This is a genomic window from Siphonobacter curvatus (assembly GCF_002943425.1).
Taxonomy (GTDB): Bacteria; Bacteroidota; Bacteroidia; order Cytophagales; family Spirosomataceae; genus Siphonobacter; species Siphonobacter curvatus.
The window spans coordinates 3128802-3146634 of sequence record NZ_PTRA01000001.1 but is presented as its reverse complement, the minus strand read 5'-3'; the positions used below and the strand labels follow the sequence as shown (position 1 = coordinate 3146634).

15 protein-coding genes are annotated in these 17833 nt (G+C 47.8%); 8 read left to right on the top strand and 7 right to left on the bottom strand.

What is annotated here, in order from left to right; translation table 11 throughout:
* The first annotated feature begins 31 nt into the window (after positions 1 to 31).
* Positions 32 to 520, top strand: coding sequence for a hypothetical protein (locus tag C5O19_RS13040; RefSeq protein WP_104712852.1), 489 nt, complete (start codon positions 32 to 34; stop codon positions 518 to 520).
* 107 nt (positions 521 to 627) lie between these two features.
* Here C5O19_RS13040 and C5O19_RS13035 read toward each other — a convergent pair whose 3' ends face one another.
* The 5 genes from C5O19_RS13035 to C5O19_RS13015 all read right to left on the bottom strand — a co-directional run bounded on the left by C5O19_RS13035 (position 628) and on the right by C5O19_RS13015 (position 7825).
* The gene (locus C5O19_RS13035) at positions 628 to 1977 is read right to left on the bottom strand and encodes a Gfo/Idh/MocA family protein (RefSeq protein WP_102201007.1); all 1350 of its coding nucleotides are present in this window, start codon (positions 1975 to 1977) and stop codon (positions 628 to 630) included.
* Between the two features lie 112 nt (positions 1978 to 2089).
* The gene (locus tag C5O19_RS13030) at positions 2090 to 3526 is read right to left on the bottom strand and encodes a 3-keto-disaccharide hydrolase (protein ID WP_104712850.1); all 1437 of its coding nucleotides are present in this window, start codon (positions 3524 to 3526) and stop codon (positions 2090 to 2092) included.
* Positions 3527 to 3667: 141 nt separating this feature from the next.
* On the bottom strand, positions 3668 to 4585 hold the full coding sequence (locus C5O19_RS13025) for a sugar phosphate isomerase/epimerase family protein (protein ID WP_104712848.1): 918 nt from the start codon (positions 4583 to 4585) through the stop codon (positions 3668 to 3670).
* A gap of 62 nt (positions 4586 to 4647) precedes the next feature.
* On the bottom strand, positions 4648 to 7155 hold the full coding sequence (locus C5O19_RS13020; RefSeq protein ID WP_104712845.1) for an AsmA family protein: 2508 nt from the start codon (positions 7153 to 7155) through the stop codon (positions 4648 to 4650).
* 400 nt (positions 7156 to 7555) lie between these two features.
* Entirely contained in the window at positions 7556 to 7825 is a 270-nt protein-coding gene (locus C5O19_RS13015) for a (2Fe-2S) ferredoxin domain-containing protein (protein WP_133163357.1), read from the bottom strand.
* A 177-nt stretch (positions 7826 to 8002) separates the two neighbouring features.
* Between C5O19_RS13015 and C5O19_RS13010 the strand changes: the two genes are divergently transcribed.
* Positions 8003 to 8734, top strand: a complete 732-nt coding sequence (locus C5O19_RS13010; RefSeq protein ID WP_104712842.1) for a sulfite exporter TauE/SafE family protein — start codon at positions 8003 to 8005, stop codon at positions 8732 to 8734.
* Positions 8735 to 8796: 62 nt separating this feature from the next.
* On the opposite strand, the gene moaA is transcribed toward C5O19_RS13010, so the two are convergent.
* Positions 8797 to 9798: a GTP 3',8-cyclase MoaA gene (gene moaA, locus C5O19_RS13005; RefSeq protein ID WP_104712839.1), complete on the bottom strand. Its 1002-nt coding sequence runs from the start codon at positions 9796 to 9798 to the stop codon at positions 8797 to 8799.
* A gap of 60 nt (positions 9799 to 9858) precedes the next feature.
* On the opposite strand from moaA, the gene C5O19_RS13000 reads away from it, so the two are divergent.
* The 4 genes from C5O19_RS13000 (at position 9859) to C5O19_RS12985 (ending at position 14432) form a co-directional block, all read left to right on the top strand.
* On the top strand, positions 9859 to 10101 hold the full coding sequence (locus tag C5O19_RS13000; RefSeq protein WP_102201002.1) for a MoaD/ThiS family protein: 243 nt from the start codon (positions 9859 to 9861) through the stop codon (positions 10099 to 10101).
* Between the two features lie 21 nt (positions 10102 to 10122).
* Positions 10123 to 10533 (top strand): molybdenum cofactor biosynthesis protein MoaE, encoded by a 411-nt coding sequence (locus tag C5O19_RS12995; protein ID WP_104712837.1) that lies wholly within the window; start codon positions 10123 to 10125, stop codon positions 10531 to 10533.
* A gap of 210 nt (positions 10534 to 10743) precedes the next feature.
* Entirely contained in the window at positions 10744 to 13005 is a 2262-nt protein-coding gene (locus C5O19_RS12990) for a TonB-dependent receptor (RefSeq protein WP_133163356.1), read from the top strand.
* 32 nt (positions 13006 to 13037) lie between these two features.
* The gene (locus tag C5O19_RS12985) at positions 13038 to 14432 is read left to right on the top strand and encodes an HmuY family protein (RefSeq protein WP_104712834.1); all 1395 of its coding nucleotides are present in this window, start codon (positions 13038 to 13040) and stop codon (positions 14430 to 14432) included.
* Positions 14433 to 14497: 65 nt separating this feature from the next.
* On the opposite strand, the gene C5O19_RS12980 is transcribed toward C5O19_RS12985, so the two are convergent.
* Positions 14498 to 15634 carry an endonuclease/exonuclease/phosphatase family protein gene (locus C5O19_RS12980; protein ID WP_104712831.1) on the bottom strand — a complete coding sequence of 379 codons (1137 nt, stop codon included), beginning with the start codon at positions 15632 to 15634 and terminating at the stop codon, positions 14498 to 14500.
* Positions 15635 to 15916: 282 nt separating this feature from the next.
* Here C5O19_RS12980 and C5O19_RS12970 point away from each other — a divergent pair, with 282 nt between their 5' ends.
* Complete coding sequence (locus tag C5O19_RS12970; RefSeq protein ID WP_104712827.1) at positions 15917 to 16378, top strand: ribosome maturation factor RimP; 462 nt, start codon at positions 15917 to 15919, stop codon at positions 16376 to 16378.
* 96 nt (positions 16379 to 16474) lie between these two features.
* Positions 16475 to 17719, top strand: a complete 1245-nt coding sequence (gene nusA / locus C5O19_RS12965; RefSeq protein WP_094809456.1) for a transcription termination factor NusA — start codon at positions 16475 to 16477, stop codon at positions 17717 to 17719.
* Positions 17720 to 17833 lie beyond the last annotated feature (114 nt).

The following is a 17833-nucleotide window of genomic DNA, read 5'->3' as shown; positions in this document are numbered from 1 at the left end:
GATTTTAGGAAACTGTTAATACCTGTATGCGATGAGTTATTTAATTAAGTCAGTGGAATCAGGATTTGAAATTTACTCGGACGCTGAAAATCCTGAAGTAACGTTTACCTATGATAGTTGGTTTTCGAGTGTAGGCCAGGCAGCAGTGAACCAGCGGAAATTGAAGATTAAATCCAAAAATGCCTGGGCTTCCAAATTTGACGTGTTTATCGACGGTGTCGATCAGGGGGATATTGTGTTTAACTGGATGGGACAAATCATCATCCGTTTGTCCGTAGATGGTCCCGAAAAGGTATACTTACTCAAAAGCCGGGGGGTATGGAATCATCACTTTATTCTGGAAGATACCGAAGGAATCACGCTCATGCTCATCATTCCGAAGTATAATTGGAGCAACCTGAATTACGAGTACCAACTAAAGATTGAAGGTAACCAAACCGTACCTCTTGAACTGGTGACGGCCTGTCAGTACGCCATTAATTTGTACATGACGATGCTAACCACGGCAGCAGCGACCTAGAAGAATAAGCTGAAAATTGGGTAAACTGAACTGTTCAAACTGCTACTCCAAATCAAAAAAGCGGCCCCAGAAGAGCCGCTTTTTCCATATGCGATAACGTACTCAAACTAATATTTGAAAACTTTAGTACCAGCCATTACTTCCTGGTTTTTCTCATCAAAGGTTACCCGCAGTCCTGTACGGTACGCGGCATTCGACATGATCGTAGCAATCGAGTGTTGGTAACCGGCTTCGATGGGAGCGTTAGGCGTTTTACGGCTGCGTACACATTCCATCCAGTTTTTGATGTGATTGAACGTCAGGGGATCGCCACCCGTATTCGCTCCCGTTTCTACGCGGGGACCTTCCAGCTTGCCCGAAGCCAACAGATTCGCCTGCATGTTCATCTCAGCGGCTTCGCGGGCCGTTAGGCCTCCAGTGGGCGAAATGTTATTGGTATCCAGATTCAACTCTCCGCCGTTCGAATAATAGATTTCCTTGGTACCGCCGGCTGAGTTACTAAAACGGCTGGCAAAAGATACCTGAAATCCCGTCGTCGGATCATTTAGTGGACCGTAATCGAAGACCACGGTGAGCGTATCGGCGTTTTTACGACCGTCTTTCCACTGATAAATGCCTCCGTTGGCGACAGCCGAACGGGGGTGGGGCAGGCCAGAAAACCAGTGTACCGTATCAATCTGGTGGCTCATCCACTGACCGGGAATGCCTGATGAGTAGGGCCAGAATAAACGGTACTCCAGATATTTACGTGGATCAAACGCTTCGTGCGGACGATTAAGTAGGTAACGTTTCCAGTCCAGATCCTCCTCTTTACACTGAGCGACCAGGGCCGGACGACGCCAGCGACCCGGCTGGTTTACGTTCCACATCAGTTCTACCATCGTAATCGGACCGAACTTGCCCGATTTAATGAATTCTTCGGCGGCGTGGTAGTTGGCACCACTGCGGCGTTGCGAGCCAATCTGAACGATCTTTCCGGATTGTTTGACCGCTTTCAGTACCGCACGGGCGTCTTCCATGGTTTCGGCCAGGGGCTTTTCCGTGTAGGTATCGCAACCGGCTTTTACCGCGTCGATCGTATGAATGGCGTGCTGGAAATCGGCTGTGCTGATGAAAACGGCGTCTACCGATTTGGAATCGTAGAGCTCATCATTATTGCGGTAATCTTTAATGGTACCACCTAATTGCTTCTCCAGAAATGCTTTACCTTCTTCGCGACGGCGTTTCCAGATGTCGGATACGGCCACCATTTCGAAGTTCATTTCCTTAGCCAAAGCCTTGAAGGGAGGTACGTGGGAAGCCCGGAAACGGTCAGAGTAACCCACGCAGGCCACACGTACGCGGTCATTCGCACCCACAATTTTGCGGTAGCTGGCTGCCGACATGGCATTTACGCTCAGCATCGATCCGGCTGTTGCCAGCGAAAGTTTACGAAGAAAATCCCTACGGTTTTCCATGAGTTAGAATTCAGCGGTCCGCCGCTGCGGTTTAGAGTTTACGGTCAGTGTTTTGAGTTTAGGGTTTAGCGTTATTCCCCAAACGCTAAACCCTAAACTCAAAACCTCACTACTACTTAAGTTCACGAATTTTTATACTGCGGAAACTAACGACATCGCCGTGATCCTGAATGAGGATGGGACCTTTTTCAGCCATGCCAAAACCTTTGTAAGAAGCGTATTTTGAGCGTTCCACCAAAGCCTTGAATAAGGGAGAACCTCGATCATACTCCACTAATTTAAAGCCATTGAGCCAGTGTTCAACGTGATTGTTGGGATACACAATGACCCGGCCTTCATTCCATTCACCAATCGGCTTCACGGCTGCTTTGTTCGCTCCCGTTTTATCCGCCGGAATCAAGTCATACAAAGAACCAATAGTACGATTGCCAGCCGCTCCGAGTTTAGCGTCGGGGTGGCGGGCATCATCCAGTACCTGGAATTCCAGGCCAATGGCGGATCCTTTCTTTACGTAACCATCGGGTACAGTCATCGCTTGGCCGGGCTTGAATTCGTGCGTATAGGGTAACCATTCTTTCACGAAGTACTTCATACCCGAGTTAGCTCCTTCCGTAAGTTTAAATTGGAAGGTCAGTTCAAAAGCTCCGTAGGAATCATTGGTCACGATGTCGCCTCCGTTGGTACTTTCAGCTCCATCGCCTTTATCTACGCTCAGTACGCCATCTTTAATCGTCCAGCCCTTTTCGGGGAAGGCGGTTTTATAAGCACCTCGCCAGCCCGTACTCGTTTTTCCGTCAAAAAGCAGTTTGAAGCCCTGAGCTTTTTCCTGTTCCGTCAGTGTATTAGGAACCAGATTCACGACCGGAGCCTGATCGACGGGAGAAGGTTGAAGGTTTTCGGTTTGAATACGAATATTTTTCCACTGGATGGTTTTCCCTTCCTTACTGGCGTCTTTGCCAATGCTGTGTACCTGTAGAGCAATGTACCCTTTCAGCGTTTGGTCATCGACGACGTTTGAAACGGGAATGCCATTAACGAACGTGCGTAATGAATTGCCAATCGCTTCAATACGGTACTTATTCCATTCGCCCCGTTTAAAGGCCTTTTTTCCCGCCTCGTAATTCGTGGGCATGGCCAGCCAGCCCCGACGGGCTTCATCATAAATACCGCCACTCCAGCTACGATCCGAGGGGTCAATCTCCATCTGATAGCCGTATACGCGACCATCGTTTTCGCGTTGCAGGCTGCGGAACTGAATACCGGAATTCAGGGAGTTGTCTACCTTAACGTCGCACTCAAAAATAAAATCTCCGTATTGTTGCTCGGTGAGTAAGAAGGTATTAGCGGTATTGGTTTGTGAAATGCCGATAATCTCACCGTTTTTAATTTCATACCGGGCTTTTCCGGAAGCAGAGCCTTCGGCCACTTTCCAGCCCTTCAGGCTTTTACCGTCGAAAAGACTCTTCCAGGAGCCTTTCCCTTGCGGTGGTGTGGCACTGGTAAGCCCGGCAAAAGACCAGACGACCAGTAGTAAAGGTAATCGTTTCATACAGACTTGTTTAATGATTAGTAAGGCAGAAATACTTTTCGTGTATCCAGTTTACGAAGAGCTTCCAGTAAAAGACCTCTTTTTTAAGCATTACCCTGTAAAAGCGAAAGGATTCCTTCGAAACGTGTCGTACGGCCCGAATCAGCTCATCAAGATTTTCTGATCGAGAAGAAATTTCTTGCTGGTTTCCGCACACGACAGAGCCGTTTTGCCGGTGTCGGGTACGCCATCGAGTTCGATAATTCCCCAACCCTTAAACTTAATGTCGTCGAGGGCTTTGAATACGGCAGGTAAGTTGACGTTGCCCTGGCCAAGCTCGACAAACTTGTATGATTTGGGATTCGTGTTGTCGGGTAGGGGACTGCGAACGTCTTTTAAATGCAGGGCGTGAATTCGGTCTTTGTACTGATGGATGGCCTTGGCCGGATCGCCACCGCCCTGGTGATAGTGAGCTACGTCGAGCAAGAGCTTCACATACTTGGGGTTCATCTCCTGAACAATGATATCCACTTCCTCCGGTGTTTCCCCGAGTTGGTGCATGTGGTTATGATAGGCGGTTTGAATGCCTAAATCGGCCGTTTGCTTCCCAATTTCGTTCATCACCTGAGCCAGTCGCTTAAGTTCTTCCGGCGTGGGTTGCCGATCTTTCGGACGAACATTATTCGTCAGCTGAATGCTCGTTCCGCCCAGAGCTTTCACAAAACTGGCGTGAGCTACGTGCATATTGATGGTACTCTCTTCCTTATCCGGGTCGATTTCTACGTTTCCGCTCGAAAACATAACCAGTTTGAGGTGATTGTCATCCAGTAATGCTTTGAGCTCGGAAGGTTTGTTTCGGTACGGACCAAACGCATTCGCCCGTAGTTGAATACCCTTAAAGCCCAGGGAAGCAATATCACGGATGGCGTCTGTGTCTTTTCCGCCCCAGGTAATAGCGGAATACCCAATTTGTAAGCCTGATTTTTTAGCCGCCCAAAGCTCCGTACTACTTAAAAGCGTAGCCGAAGTGAGCAAGCCTGCCTGCTGGAGAAAAGCCCGACGGGAAAGTGAAGATTTCATACGGTTCAGAGTTTAGAAAGAGACGGTAAAAGCTCCTTTTTCCCCTGAAAGGTAATCCGGTTTTAACGAAGATCTACCGTTTCGTTGCCCAGTTGCTGACGTTTGGCTTTACGTTGCCGCACTTTTTGTCCTAGATCCAGCCGAATTTTGGTCTCATTGCCTTCGTCTTTCGCCCGCAGATTGAGCGTCCAACCCTGAGCTTCTTTGGTGTTTAGACGGGCCAGCTCGTAATCCTTATCCCGTTTCCGAAGGTTAGCGAGCGGAATTTGTACGTACAGGTCCGTTTGATTACCAAAGCTATACGTGCCCCCTACGAAGAGTGTAAGAGCGGTCGATTCAATACCCATTTTGTCCATTTCGATTTCGCGTCCTTTAAAGCGGAACTGATTGGAAAGGGTTGCAAAACGAATATGATCAAAGTTTCGATTTCTGAAAATGAACCGCTGAATTCCTTTAATCGGTTTAAAATCGATGAGTTCACCGTTTCGTAAATTGAAGTTCAAATAACCATCGAACGTACCCGGAATCAGTGTATAATCAGGCCGCAATTTCACACTGATTTTTCCTTCCGAATTTAACAATCCACGAATATTCTGATGGGTAATAGTCGTTTGCTGGAAATTATCAAAAGCCCGGAATAGCTCCGAAACGTTGTTATTTTTGAGTACACAGGCCACATTCACTCGGGAAGGATTATTACGGATGTAATCTACCTGACCTGAGAAATTGAAATTGCCCTGGAAGGCATTCATGGCCAAGTTCTTGATCTGTAATTTCCGTTGCGTAATCAACATTTCACCTTTCACCTGCGAGGCTTTGAAATGCCGGTATTGAAACTTGTTGAAACTTACGGTTACATCGGTTTCCAACTGGTCAATCACCCGATCTACTTTGGCAATCAGATCCCGACGAGCTTTTTCCCGTAAACGGGGCGACGATTTACGCGAACGAGGCATAAACTGGGTCGCGTTGAAATTCAGATTGGGTGAGAAAATTTCGGCTTTGGCGTACAGACGCGTATGGGGAGAAGTCAGAAAAGGAATTAACTTTTTGATGGTTCCACGGATGGTGATGGGGCTGGTATTCAACCGGGTCTGGATTTGCTTTACCACCAAATCGCGTTCATTAAACACCGCATGGACGTTTAACTGGTCAAAATTGAGATGTCTGGTAAGGTATCGGAACTGACCATCTTCTACAATCAGGTTACCGCGTAACAAACCCGCCAGTTCGCCCGTTTTGGGGTCAAAGACATTCACAACCCGTCCCCGGTACTGTGCGTTTAATCGCAATTTGCCGCCGTTCAGAGTGTAACTGGTCGCATTGAGCGTCTCGTTGAGCGTAGACAAATCCGTATCTACAGTAGTGGTTAGAAAGGCTCGTGTGTGCTGCAGGTTATGCAGTACCATCCGGCCGCTGACGGGTAAAGCATCGTCCCAGTCAGCGGAATAATGACTGAAGAGTATCCGAGAATTGGCATCACCCGCTTCTAGTTTTGGGTCGAGATGGTTGGTAAAATAACCTTCTACCCGCAAATTCGTCAATAAACCCAGTACGGATTCCATCCGGGCGGGGCCAGAAGCAAAGCGAATATCCAGATGAGGCTCCGAACCGGGAGCCGTTGAACCGCTAATGCGTATGTTCGCTTTTTTAATATCAGGATAGTACTTAAATTTCCCTAAAGCAACGGCTAGCTTTCGAGGCATTAAATCCAGCGTCTTGGAAAAAGCCAACCCCTGTACCCGGAGGAACAGATTAAGGTCCGGGGGCCGTCGGGTATGGAATTGGAAATGCCCGTGGGCGTGTAACGTATCTTTCTTTTCGAAAACCAGTCGAGAAGGTTCTAGCGTAAGCAGTTTCCGGGCCGTATCAAGCTGAACGTTAAGTTTAAGATCCGTTTCCTGATTCGTACCAAAACTTCCTTTGGAGGAGTTAAAGGCGAGCCCATCCAAATGCAGCGGACCCCGGATGCGGGCTTTGATGCGATTGCCATCCCGGGAGATTTGACATTCTACATCCCGGAACAAACCGCCGTACCATTTATGACGGAGGGAATCACTGAAATGCACCTGAACATTTTCCAGCCGGACTTTCTTAATGTCCACTAAAAATCCGTTCGGGTTTTTCTTTTTGCGAATGGAGCGGGTAAGGCTATCCGATTCAAATAAACTCCAGTTGGCGTATCCAGTTTCATCCCGAAAAGCCGTCACCGACCCGTCAATCACCCGGATGTGTTTGATTTGTACCTGTCGACGGAACAAATCAATCAGGCTCAGTCGAACCCGTACTTCTCTAACGTTGAGAAAATCAGTATGGTGCTGGTCGTGACGGTCGTCCTCCAGTCGTACATTCTGAAGAATGATCGTCAAGCCGGGAGTGGCTTCTTCCCAGAAAATAACGCGAAAGTTATCCGCATGAAAATTACCCCGAATCTGGTTACTGATCTGATGATTGATCTGCCGGAAAAGCCGATCCCGGTACGCATAAATCACAGTCATCAATCCCACTCCCAGCAACAGGCAAAGAATAAGCAAGCGTAAGGATAAGCGTCGGAAGTGATGGAAATTCATACGTAACAAAGATAAGATCGGCGGTAAATGGGTTATCCAAGCTTCTAAAGATAGCTTAAAAAACGAACTAATCACTAAACTGGTATGTCCAGTAAATCAGCCGTATAAAGAAAAAGGAAACTAAGGGATTAAAGCTATTGGTGAGGTTGCTGAGAAAACCCGTTTCTGGGTTCTCGTCGCTAACCATTCATAAAAAGATAGTTGGAAAAAGACCTTGCCAGTGAAGGAGGACTAGAGAAAAAAGATTAGATGAGGGGATGAAGGTTGAGGCAGCTCAAACGCAGGGAGCTTTCCAAGTAAGATTGGGAAAATCGGTAGTTTAGTTAAATAATGGGGGTAATCGTTTCATCTATTTAAGGAAAAACCGCACGCTACTTTCTAGTTACGACCGAAGTCTGTTTTATTCTTCCCGAAACATTTCATCCAGAATACGGGGAACGTTAGACTCGTGTACTTCGCCCAACCAGAGGTTACTGGGTTGGATGGCCACGATGGGTCCCTGCTTACAGCGGCTGGTACAGTCCATCTCGACTAGTTCTACGTGTTTTTTCAATCCTCGTTCTTTCAATTCATGCTTGAAGGTTCGACGTAAATCATCCTGGCGACGACTGCATTTGCTACCTTCGCAGATCAAAATCATCCAGGGACAAGTATCGTGTAGTGGTTTCATTACTTATAAGTGCTAAAAAACAAAAGTACAATATAGGGGTTGTCCCACGTAAGGGGTGCCGCTAACTTTTTAAAAGAATCGGGGCAAAGCATCTTTTGTTTTAAAACTAAAATTGTACCAAACGTTAAATGCTTGCCAACGCCCTTTTAACGTTCCGATCGTACTAGCTCAGGTCGTATGAATACAGAAGTAATAATTATGCTGGCCATTGGCATTGTGGCCTTTTTGTATGCTTCGGTAGGGCATGGTGGAGCAAGTGGGTATTTGGCCGTACTGGCTATCTTCGGTACGCAGCCCGAATTGATGAAGTCTTCCGCACTGGTACTGAATCTGTTTGTATCGATGTCCTCTTTCCTGCAATTTTATCGGAGCGGGCACTTTAGCTGGCCGAAATTCTGGCCTTTCGCTCTGGCCAGCGTACCGATGGCCTTTGTGGGGGCGGGCATACCCCTGAGTGCCGGGTTGTATAAACAGTTATTGGGCGTATGTCTGATTCTGGCCATTGGCCGCATTCTCTGGCGACCCAAAACTACGGAAGATCCGACGACACCCATTCCGTTACTGGGTGGATTAGCCGTAGGGGCAGTTATTGGACTACTCTCGGGGATGCTTGGTATTGGCGGGGGAATTATTTTAAGTCCGGTACTATTGCTGATGAACTGGGCCAAACTAAAGGAAACCGCAGCGATCTCGGCTTTATTCATTTTCGTGAATTCCGTATCAGGACTGTCGAAGTTACTGACGAAAGGTTACGTACCTGATCAACAGACTTTGTACTGGCTGGCTTTTGCTTTTGTGGGAGGCTTATTGGGCGGTTACGCCGGAGCCCGTCGTTTCAACGTGCCCACCCTGCGTTATGCCCTGGCTTTGGGCTTGTTCATTGCTACGCTGAAATTATTGTTTACGTAATCGATACTCTTAAACAAAAACGACCCGTAGCATCTACGGGTCGTTTTTGTTGGTAAAATCGTTTATCCACCGATTGTCGTCATGGATTCATGTACCAGCGATTGTCGGTTGTTTTCGGCTTCGTAGCCATCTTTCGGTCGTTTCTGGAAGACGCGGATGAATTCCTGTTGTAAGGCTTCGTCGCTGATTCCGCTGCGGATTAAATCCCGAACGTTTAGAACTCCATCGTCGTACAGGCAGGTTTTGAGCGTACCTTGAGCAGTCATCCGAATGCGGTTGCACGTGCCGCAGAAGGTCCTTGAGAAGGCGGCAATGATGCCAATACTTCCCAGAAAACCGGGAATCTGGTAATGATAAGCAGTAGAGTTAAGCGGATCGATTTGCTTTTGAATGTCGGGGAATTCCGTTTGTAAGTGTTCCAAAATCCGGCGGTACGTCCAGTGAAGGGTAGGGTAATGCGAACCTTCCCCATTAAAGGGCATCTCTTCAATGAAACGTACGGATACCGGATATTTTTCCGTAAGTCGTGCCAGCGGAATGAGATCTTCAATATTACGGCCTTCCATCACTACCGCATTCAGCTTCACTTCAAAACCGGCGTCGAGCAGTTCGTAAAGACAGGCTTCCACTTTGGGAAATTCATCCCGCCGCGTAATTTCATAAAACCGCTGCCGATCCAGCGAATCCAGACTTAAATTGATGGTTTTGACACCGATTTTCTTCAAATCGGGAATGTATTTCTGCGTTAAAACACCATTCGTCGTAATCGCGATTTCGTCAATGCCCTCAATATCGGCGAGCTGGTACAGAAAATTAGGGAGTTGATGCCGTACGAAAGGTTCTCCCCCGGTAATACGCACTTTCCGTACGCCCAGTCCTGCCAACACCGACGTGATGCGAAGCATTTCTTCGTAGGTTAGCAATTGCTTCTTCGGCAGATACGCAATGCCTTCTTCGGGCATGCAGTAAAAGCAGCGAAGGTTACAGCGATCCGTAACGGCCAATCGCAGATACTGGATGGGCCGTCCGTGATTGTCATAGATTTGTGGGCGATCAATTGGCATGATAAACAAATAAACGAAAAATTTGAACACTTGTTCCGCAAGCTTTATCAACTTTGAAGAATGGAATTAACAATTCATCTGTACGGAATCACCCGTGATATCATTGGGCAGTCGCGATACGTCGTGCAGTTGCCCCCCGGAGCCCGGGTACAACAACTGCTGGAGTCCGTACGAACGAGCTATCCGGAACTGGCTGAGCTGAAGTCGTTGCTCGTAGCCGTCAATGAAGAATATGCCGAGGCCGAAACACCCTTGAGCGAACGGGATGAAATTGCCCTGATTCCGCCCGTGAGTGGCGGTTAATTTTCAACCAAACTTTTACGTATGATTGCTGTCACGGATCAGCCCATTGACATTGCTGCCTGTATCGACGCGGTACAAGCCGAACGAGCCGGAGCGGTGGACGTTTTTATTGGAACGGTTCGGAATCACAACCAGTCCAAAGACGTGGTACGACTGGAATTCGAGACGTTTGACTCGATGGCCGTTAAGAAAATGAAAGAACTGGCGGAAGAGGCCTCGCGTCGCTGGCCCGTCGAAAAAGTGGCGATGGTACACCGCAAAGGCGTCCTGTCGATCGGTGATGTGGCCGTAGTCATTGCTGTTTCGACGCCGCACCGGAATGATGCCTTTGAAGCCTGCCGTTGGTTGATTGATACCTTAAAACAGGTGGTACCCATCTGGAAGAAAGAAATCTACGAAAACGGCGAGGAATGGCTGGAGGCCCATCCCTAGGCAAACCTGAAAAAAGAAGGAGTGACAGGCTTTTTACGGCCCGCATCTTCTGATAGAAAGTTTATGAATTATTGAGACTGCCTTCGGGCGGTCTTTTTGTTTTAAAGCCCATCAAAATTTTCGGGGAAAGGCTTGCGGGTTCCGAATCATTTTTACCTTTGTGATTAATTAGATTAAATCTAAATAAATATAACGAAACAGAATTACCCCGTGGCTGTCCTTCGAACCATTAGTGTCGCACTGGCTTTTAGCTTGATTACGAGTTTATTATGGGCTCAAACGGGTCAGGTTATGGGCAAAGTGACGGATGAACAGGGAGAAGGCGTAGAAGCTGCTTCGTTAGTGATCAAAGGCACAACCTATGGGGTAGCATCGGATCAACAGGGTATCTATCGCTTTAAAGAACTAAAAGCGGGTACGTACCAGATTCGGGTGAGTCGGGTAGGAATGAGTAGTCAGGAACTTGCCCTGTACGTAAAGGAAAATGAAACCACGACCCTGAATATTCAGCTTCGGAGTGAAAACAAGGATTTTCAGGAAGTAGTCGTTACGGGTCAGTTTGAACCGCAGTCCCTACGACAATCCGTTTTTCAGGTACGGACGATTGAACTGGAACGCATTCAGGCTCGGGCCGCGACCTCACTGGTGGGCGTATTGAATACGGAATTAGGCATTCGCTTTTCCAATGATCCCGCTCTGGGAACCTCTGACATTCAACTCATGGGCATGGCGGGCCGCAACGTAAAAATTCTGCTCGACGGCGTACCCATGCTTGACCGCGGTGATACCCGCGAAAGCCTCAACCAGATCGACATTAATACCATCGCCCGCATTGAAATTGTGGAAGGGCCCATGTCCGTTTCATACGGATCGGATGCTCTGGCGGGCGTTATCAATATCATCACGAAGAAACCCGGTGCCGAACGACTTTCCGTCATGGCCCGTGTACAGGAAGAAAGCGTAGGGGAGGAGTATGCTCCTTTTACCGGCAAAGGCTCTCACATCGAAAGTGCTAACCTGACTTGGCAGAAAAAAGGCTGGTTTGTATCGGCGGGCGGAACCCGTAATGATTTTGGCGGCTGGCAGGGGTACTCGGCTACCCGTACGCAGGACTGGCACGGAAAGGCTCAGGGCTTGGGAAATGGCATCGTAGGTTACACGGGGAAAACTTTCAACATTCGGTATCGGCTCGATGGACTACACGAAAAAATCAATGCATTAGGAGCGGTCAATACCAATACCAATCGGGCTCTGGATCAGAATTTCATTACCCGTCGACTGATGCATCAGGGGCAGGCCGAGTGGAAAGCGAATGATCGGTTTAGTCTGAATGCGGTAGCCGCGTATACGGACTACAGTCGTCGCACCCAATCGACGGTTATTGATTTGAATACCGGTCGCCGGACGCTTTCGACGGATCAGGGCCAGCAGGATCTTTCGCGTTTCGAAAATGTGATGTTCCGGACGACGGCCCAGTACAAACTTTCATCTGCCGTATCGCTACAACCCGGTTTGGAACTGAACCGCGATCACGCCAGTGGAGCCCGGATCAGCGGAACGCCTTCCATTACGGATATGGCCCTGTACGTTTCATCCGAAATCCGGCCCGTCTCTGGCCTGGTGCTGCGTCCTGGCTTACGCTTTATTCGAAATTCGGCTTATGATGCCCCGCCCGTTATTCCTTCGTTAAATACCAAGTTTTCACTGACGAAAAAACTCGATGTACGACTCGCGTACGCCCGGGGTTTTCGTTCGCCGGCGTTGCGGGAACTATACTTCAGTTTCTTCGATGCGAGTCACTCCATTGCAGGCAATCCTAATTTAAAAGCCGAGTACTCCAACAGTTTCAATGGGTCCTTATCCTGGCTGGCCTTGCAGGAGAAAACCGTATATCTGAGTTCAACGCTTACGGGCTTTTACAACGATTTTCATGATCTGATCGGGTACGGAAACGACCCAACCGACCCCAAAATCATGCGTACCGTCAACATTGATCGCTTCAAAACGACGGGTCTGACCCTCAATAATGTGCTGCAGTGGAAGGATCTTAAAACCAATTTTGGGTATTCCTACATTGGACGCTTTAATCAATTGTCAAGCTCTCGGGATTTGCCGGAATTTGTCTGGTCTTCGGAAATCAATGCCAATGTCATCTATACCGTCAAGCCATCGCGTACGCAGATCAACCTTTTCTATAAATACGCCGGCAAACGCACTTCATATCAAACGACGGCTGATTTACAGACCCAACTTGCCGAAACGGCGGACTACCACTGGCTTGATTTGTCGTTGTCTCAACCCGTATTCAAAGTCCTAACCTTACAGGGCGGCGTAAAAAATCTGCTCAACGTAACCCGATTAAACAATACGGCTACCGAGAGCGGCAGTGCCCACAGTACCAATGGTCCGATTCCGATGAGTTACGGACGTTCGTATTTCTTGGGTTTAACCTTCAACTGGAGTCAACACTAATTCCTTTCCCAATAACCCAATCAAGCAAATCCATGAGTACGCAAAAACTACGCTCTATTTTTCTGCTGTTAAGCCTAACGGCCCTTGTGCCAGCCTGTACCGACGATGATCCGCCGCTACCCGACAATACGGTACAATTTGAAGCCAGTGAAGTCGGATTTACGGCGAATCAGACCGAGTTAGAGGTGAAAGTAAATCTGGACCGTACGGTGACAGCGGCCACTAATGTTACCGTCGAACTGGCACCCACGGGGGTTACCTACGGTACACACTTTACGACGACACCTGCGGCCACAAATAATACACTTACGCTGACTGTTCCAGCTAACACTAAGACGACTTCATTCAAAGTAACCAAGGCGGCCAACATCGTACTCAATGGTTCGGAAACGATTGATTTCACGATCAAATCCGTCGGTACGGGGCTCGTGGTCGGACAAACGGCCAAGGAAAAACTGAAGTTCTCTTCCATTATTTCCAGCGGTTCTGCCCTGAAACTCAATGGTGGGGCTGGCGGATCGAGTGCTTTGAACTCGGTATTCGTGGATTTCAGCAGCAATAGCCAAACGGCCATTGCCCGGAACAGCTGGGAATTAGGCTTTTTTGGAGGAAGCGACTTCCGCGTAATCATCAATGCGACGACGGGAGCGGCCGTAAAAGCCCTTACGAAAACGGATCTGGCTCAGGTGACGGCAGCGGATACGGTAGCTCTGGCAAACACGCTGATTTTGGGGCAGGGTCAGGGAACGTTCGATATTATTGATAATGTGGACGGTGACTTAACCAAGACGGCCATCAAGGAAATCTCAGCAACGGACGCTAACAACCCTGTATACATCCTGAACCCGGGAGCATCGGGTACGGGTCAGAAACCCTGGTATAAAATCCGGATTTTACGCAAGGGAACGGGCTACACTGTACAGTATGCCCGCATTACAGAAACCACGTTTAAAACGCTGGATGTAACCAAAGATGGAAACGTTAATTTCAGCTACGTTTCGCTGCCGCAGGGTAAAGTGGTAGCAGGAGAACCCGCGAAAGCCAGTTGGGACATCGTTTGGGGACTGACGACGTATAAAGCCACCGAAACGATTCCGTATCCATACGCTGACTTTGTACAAATCAACAGCCTGGCGGGTGTGCAGGCCGCTGAAATCCTGACCAGCACCACTAGCTATGACGCTTACGCCGAAAGCAACGTGGCGGCTACGCCTTTCAAAAGCGATCGTAACGTAATTGGAGGTAACTGGCGTACCTCGGCCGGACCGAACGGAACGCCGGCCGGTGTGAAAACGGATCGTTTCTACGTCATTAAAGATGCTGCCGGCAACGTGTATAAACTGAAGTTCATTAACTATACCTCAACGGACGGCGGCGAACGGGGCTATCCCAATATTGAATATAAGTTAGTGAAAAAGGGAAGCTAATCCCATTCGCTCTAAGCGAAAGGCCCGGCTGATCCATCAGCCGGGCCTTTCCATTGAATAGCACTCTAATATTGGTAAAGTACTTGCACCGGAAAGTGATCGGACCCCTTAACCTCGCGATGCACCTGATGACGCAGTACTTTAAAATGATTACTGTGAAACTGATTATCGATACGAATCAACCAAGGACTACGGTTGAGCGTAAAACCAAACCCGTTTCCGGCTTCTTCAAAGCTATTTTTAAGGTACTGACGGGTTTTCCCGTAGGCGATACCCGTGGGCACTTCATTGTAATCGCCGCAAAGAATAACGGGATACGGACTATTCTTTACTTCTTTGAGTATCTCGTCAATTTCTTCGTTATGAGCGATAAAACCGGCTTTCAATTGGTGAAGAATACTTCGCGTTTCGGCTTTAGCCGATTTCGAATTAGGGGCTTTGACGACCTTTCCAACGCGTACCCCCATAGAATACAAGTGGAGGCTAATGACCCGGAGCGTATCATTCCCTTTTCTGATATCCGCACGTACGTAACCGTTATGACCTCCCGCATTTTCAAAAACCCGGGAATCCTGATCAATAATAGGATATTTAGAAAATAGTACGGGACCTAAATAGCCGGTCTCGCCCGTGCGGGCCTCGCCTTCGTACCAGCTCAGATTTTTTAATACGGCTTTATAGGTAAATCCAGCCTTTTGCAAAAGAGCCGTCGATTTAAAGTCGTTTGGGTAACTAGCATTTTCCTGATTATAATATTCTTGTAGACAAAGCACATCCGAGTCACTATGCTGAAGCCAGGTGAGCATGGTTCGGGCGGGCCTAGAATCTTTGGTAGTCCAATAGGTAGAAGCGTTAAAAAACGTCGTATTAAACGTTGTGACCGACAGTGTTTTATGACTTTTCGACGTGGCGGTTGGTTGAGCTGAGAAGCCGATGGTCCGCTGCCAGAAAGGCCAGCCCAGGAGTAGAACCAACAGGGGAAACCAGGCTCGACTTACCTTTTTGAAAAACCAGAAAAGCGTTAAAAACGCGACCAGAACCATCACCTCAGGCATGCCAATGAGCCAGAATCCGGTAAGCCAGTGGGTCCACCACAGGGTATAACCTAAGAGATAGCCGATCAATAAAAAGGCACATAAGGCGTAAGTACCCAGAGCCAGTAATTTGGTAAAAAATCCTTCAGTGGGGTGTCGGGAAGCCATTTGTTACTAGATAGGTATGGGGTTGATTCCGTAAAAAACGCAAAATTGTTTCATTTCCCCCAAGCAAGCGATCTTATTACGGAAATACTCAAGCCTGGACATACAGGGATATTGTTTATTACGGAAAAAAAGCTTTATTTTGCATCGGATTTTAACGGAATGAAGAGGGGCAGCAAACTCCTCTTCTTTGTTTATAGACCGTAAGGAAAAATCCTATAAAGCAGTAGTCGTTGATTAGTAAGGATTTATCGTTAATTTTCAACGCAACTCTTGAAGAGTCCTATGAATTTGAAGGCAAAAATAACAGAGCTGGCTACGGCCTTACTGCCCGATGAAAGTTATTTTCTGGTAGATATACAGGTAAGTGAGTCCCGTATTAAATCGAAAGTGACTATTTTACTGGACAGCGATGCCGGAATTAGTATTGACGAATGTGCCGCATTGAGTCGGGAATTGGGCCGGCAGTTAGAGGAACTGAATTTGTTTGAAAACGCTTATACATTAGAAGTATCCTCTCCTGGTGTCGATTTTCCACTTACGCAAACCCGTCAATACCAACGCAACGCCGGTCGTAAGCTACGAGTTCAGTTCTTGGATGGTGGAGAGAAGATGGGTACACTTAATGCGGTAACCGATTCCACCATCACCCTGACTACGGATGGAACCAAAAAGGAACCTTCGGTAGACCTCGTAATACCTTATTCCGAAATTAAGAAGGCACAAGTGCTGGTTTCATTTAAATGATCGCGTAACCGGGCGTTTTTAGCTGACGAGGCAAAGCCTAACTCCGCAAGTAGCCGGAACAGTGGGCTGGAAAACAACAAAACCAATGACGAACCGATGAACAGTGCAGAACTGATTGCTTCCTTCGCCGATTTTGCGAGAGAGAAGAACATTGACCGTCCGACGATGATCAAAATTCTGGAAGATGTCTTCCGGACCATGATTCGTAAGAAATACGGTACTGACGAGAACTTTGACGTAATTATCAACCCTGATAACGGGGATTTGGAAATGTTCCGGACCCGTGAAATCGTGGATGATGATTCAGAAGATATTTGGGATTACGATAAAATTCCGCTGGCTGACGCTAAAAAAATCGAAAAGGATTTTGAGGTAGGCGAAGAAGTAGTGGAAGAAGTAAAACTGGAAGATTTTGGTCGTCGGGTCGTACAAACGGCTCGCCAAACCCTGATTCAGAAAGTAAAGGATATGGAGAAGGAATTGCTCTATTATCGTTACAAAGATCAGGTAGGAGAGTTGCTGACGGTAGAAGTGTATCAGGTATTAGGACGGGAGATTATCTGTCTGGATGCTCAGGGAAATGAATTAAGTTTGCCCCGTGATCAGCAGATTCCCCGGGATCGCTTTAAGAAAGGCGATTCGACCAAGGCCGTGATTCACAAAGTAGAAATGAACAACGGTACTCCGAAAATCACGCTTTCTCGGACGTCCCCAGTATTCCTGGAACGTTTGTTTGAGCAGGAAATTCCTGAAGTAACCGATGGATTGATCATGGTACGCCGCGTGGTACGTGAACCGGGCGAGCGGGCCAAGGTTGCCGTAGAATCTTACGACGACAGGATTGATCCCGTAGGTGCTTGCGTAGGGATGAAAGGTAGTCGGATTCATACGATTGTACGGGAAATGAACAATGAGAATATTGACGTGATTAATTTTACGGATAATATCGAGTTGTTGATTGCCCGGGCCTTAAGTCCAGCCAAGATTAGCCGCATGAGCATTCACAAGGATGACAAGCGGGTATCGGCCTGGCTTAAGCCCGATCAGATTTCACTGGCTATCGGAAAAGGTGGTCAGAATATTAAGCTGGCAGGAAAATTAGTAGGGATGGAAATCGACGTCTTCCGTGAAACCGAAGGGCCCGTGGACGACGACGACGTAGAACTGAACGAGTTTTCCGACGAAATTGAACAGTGGGTCATTGATGAGTTCCACCGCGTAGGTCTCGATACGGCCAAGAGCGTTCTTGCCATGGGTAAGGAAGACTTGGTACGCCGGACGGAGCTGGAGGAAGAAACCATCGATGAAGTACTGGACATTCTGCGACAGGAATTCGATTAATGCAAACGGAGGTTTAACGGTTACGAGCTATGGGATATATAGTGCGTAACCATCTGAACAAGATCCGTTACGCACTATACCGTATTCAAAACACCCTAAACTCTTACTTATAAA

Coding starts and splice junctions, on each gene's coding strand:
- C5O19_RS13040 (WP_104712852.1), top strand. CDS start 32: ATGAGTTATTTAATTAAGTCAGTGGAATCAGGATTTGAAATTTACTCG.
- C5O19_RS13035 (WP_102201007.1), bottom strand. CDS start 1,977: ATGGAAAACCGTAGGGATTTTCTTCGTAAACTTTCGCTGGCAACAGCC.
- C5O19_RS13030 (WP_104712850.1), bottom strand. CDS start 3,526: ATGAAACGATTACCTTTACTACTGGTCGTCTGGTCTTTTGCCGGGCTT.
- C5O19_RS13025 (WP_104712848.1), bottom strand. CDS start 4,585: ATGAAATCTTCACTTTCCCGTCGGGCTTTTCTCCAGCAGGCAGGCTTG.
- C5O19_RS13020 (WP_104712845.1), bottom strand. CDS start 7,155: ATGAATTTCCATCACTTCCGACGCTTATCCTTACGCTTGCTTATTCTT.
- C5O19_RS13015 (WP_133163357.1), bottom strand. CDS start 7,825: ATGAAACCACTACACGATACTTGTCCCTGGATGATTTTGATCTGCGAA.
- C5O19_RS13010 (WP_104712842.1), top strand. CDS start 8,003: ATGAATACAGAAGTAATAATTATGCTGGCCATTGGCATTGTGGCCTTT.
- moaA (WP_104712839.1), bottom strand. CDS start 9,798: ATGCCAATTGATCGCCCACAAATCTATGACAATCACGGACGGCCCATC.
- C5O19_RS13000 (WP_102201002.1), top strand. CDS start 9,859: ATGGAATTAACAATTCATCTGTACGGAATCACCCGTGATATCATTGGG.
- C5O19_RS12995 (WP_104712837.1), top strand. CDS start 10,123: ATGATTGCTGTCACGGATCAGCCCATTGACATTGCTGCCTGTATCGAC.
- C5O19_RS12985 (WP_104712834.1), top strand. CDS start 13,038: ATGAGTACGCAAAAACTACGCTCTATTTTTCTGCTGTTAAGCCTAACG.
- C5O19_RS12980 (WP_104712831.1), bottom strand. CDS start 15,634: ATGGCTTCCCGACACCCCACTGAAGGATTTTTTACCAAATTACTGGCT.
- C5O19_RS12970 (WP_104712827.1), top strand. CDS start 15,917: ATGAATTTGAAGGCAAAAATAACAGAGCTGGCTACGGCCTTACTGCCC.
- nusA (WP_094809456.1), top strand. CDS start 16,475: ATGAACAGTGCAGAACTGATTGCTTCCTTCGCCGATTTTGCGAGAGAG.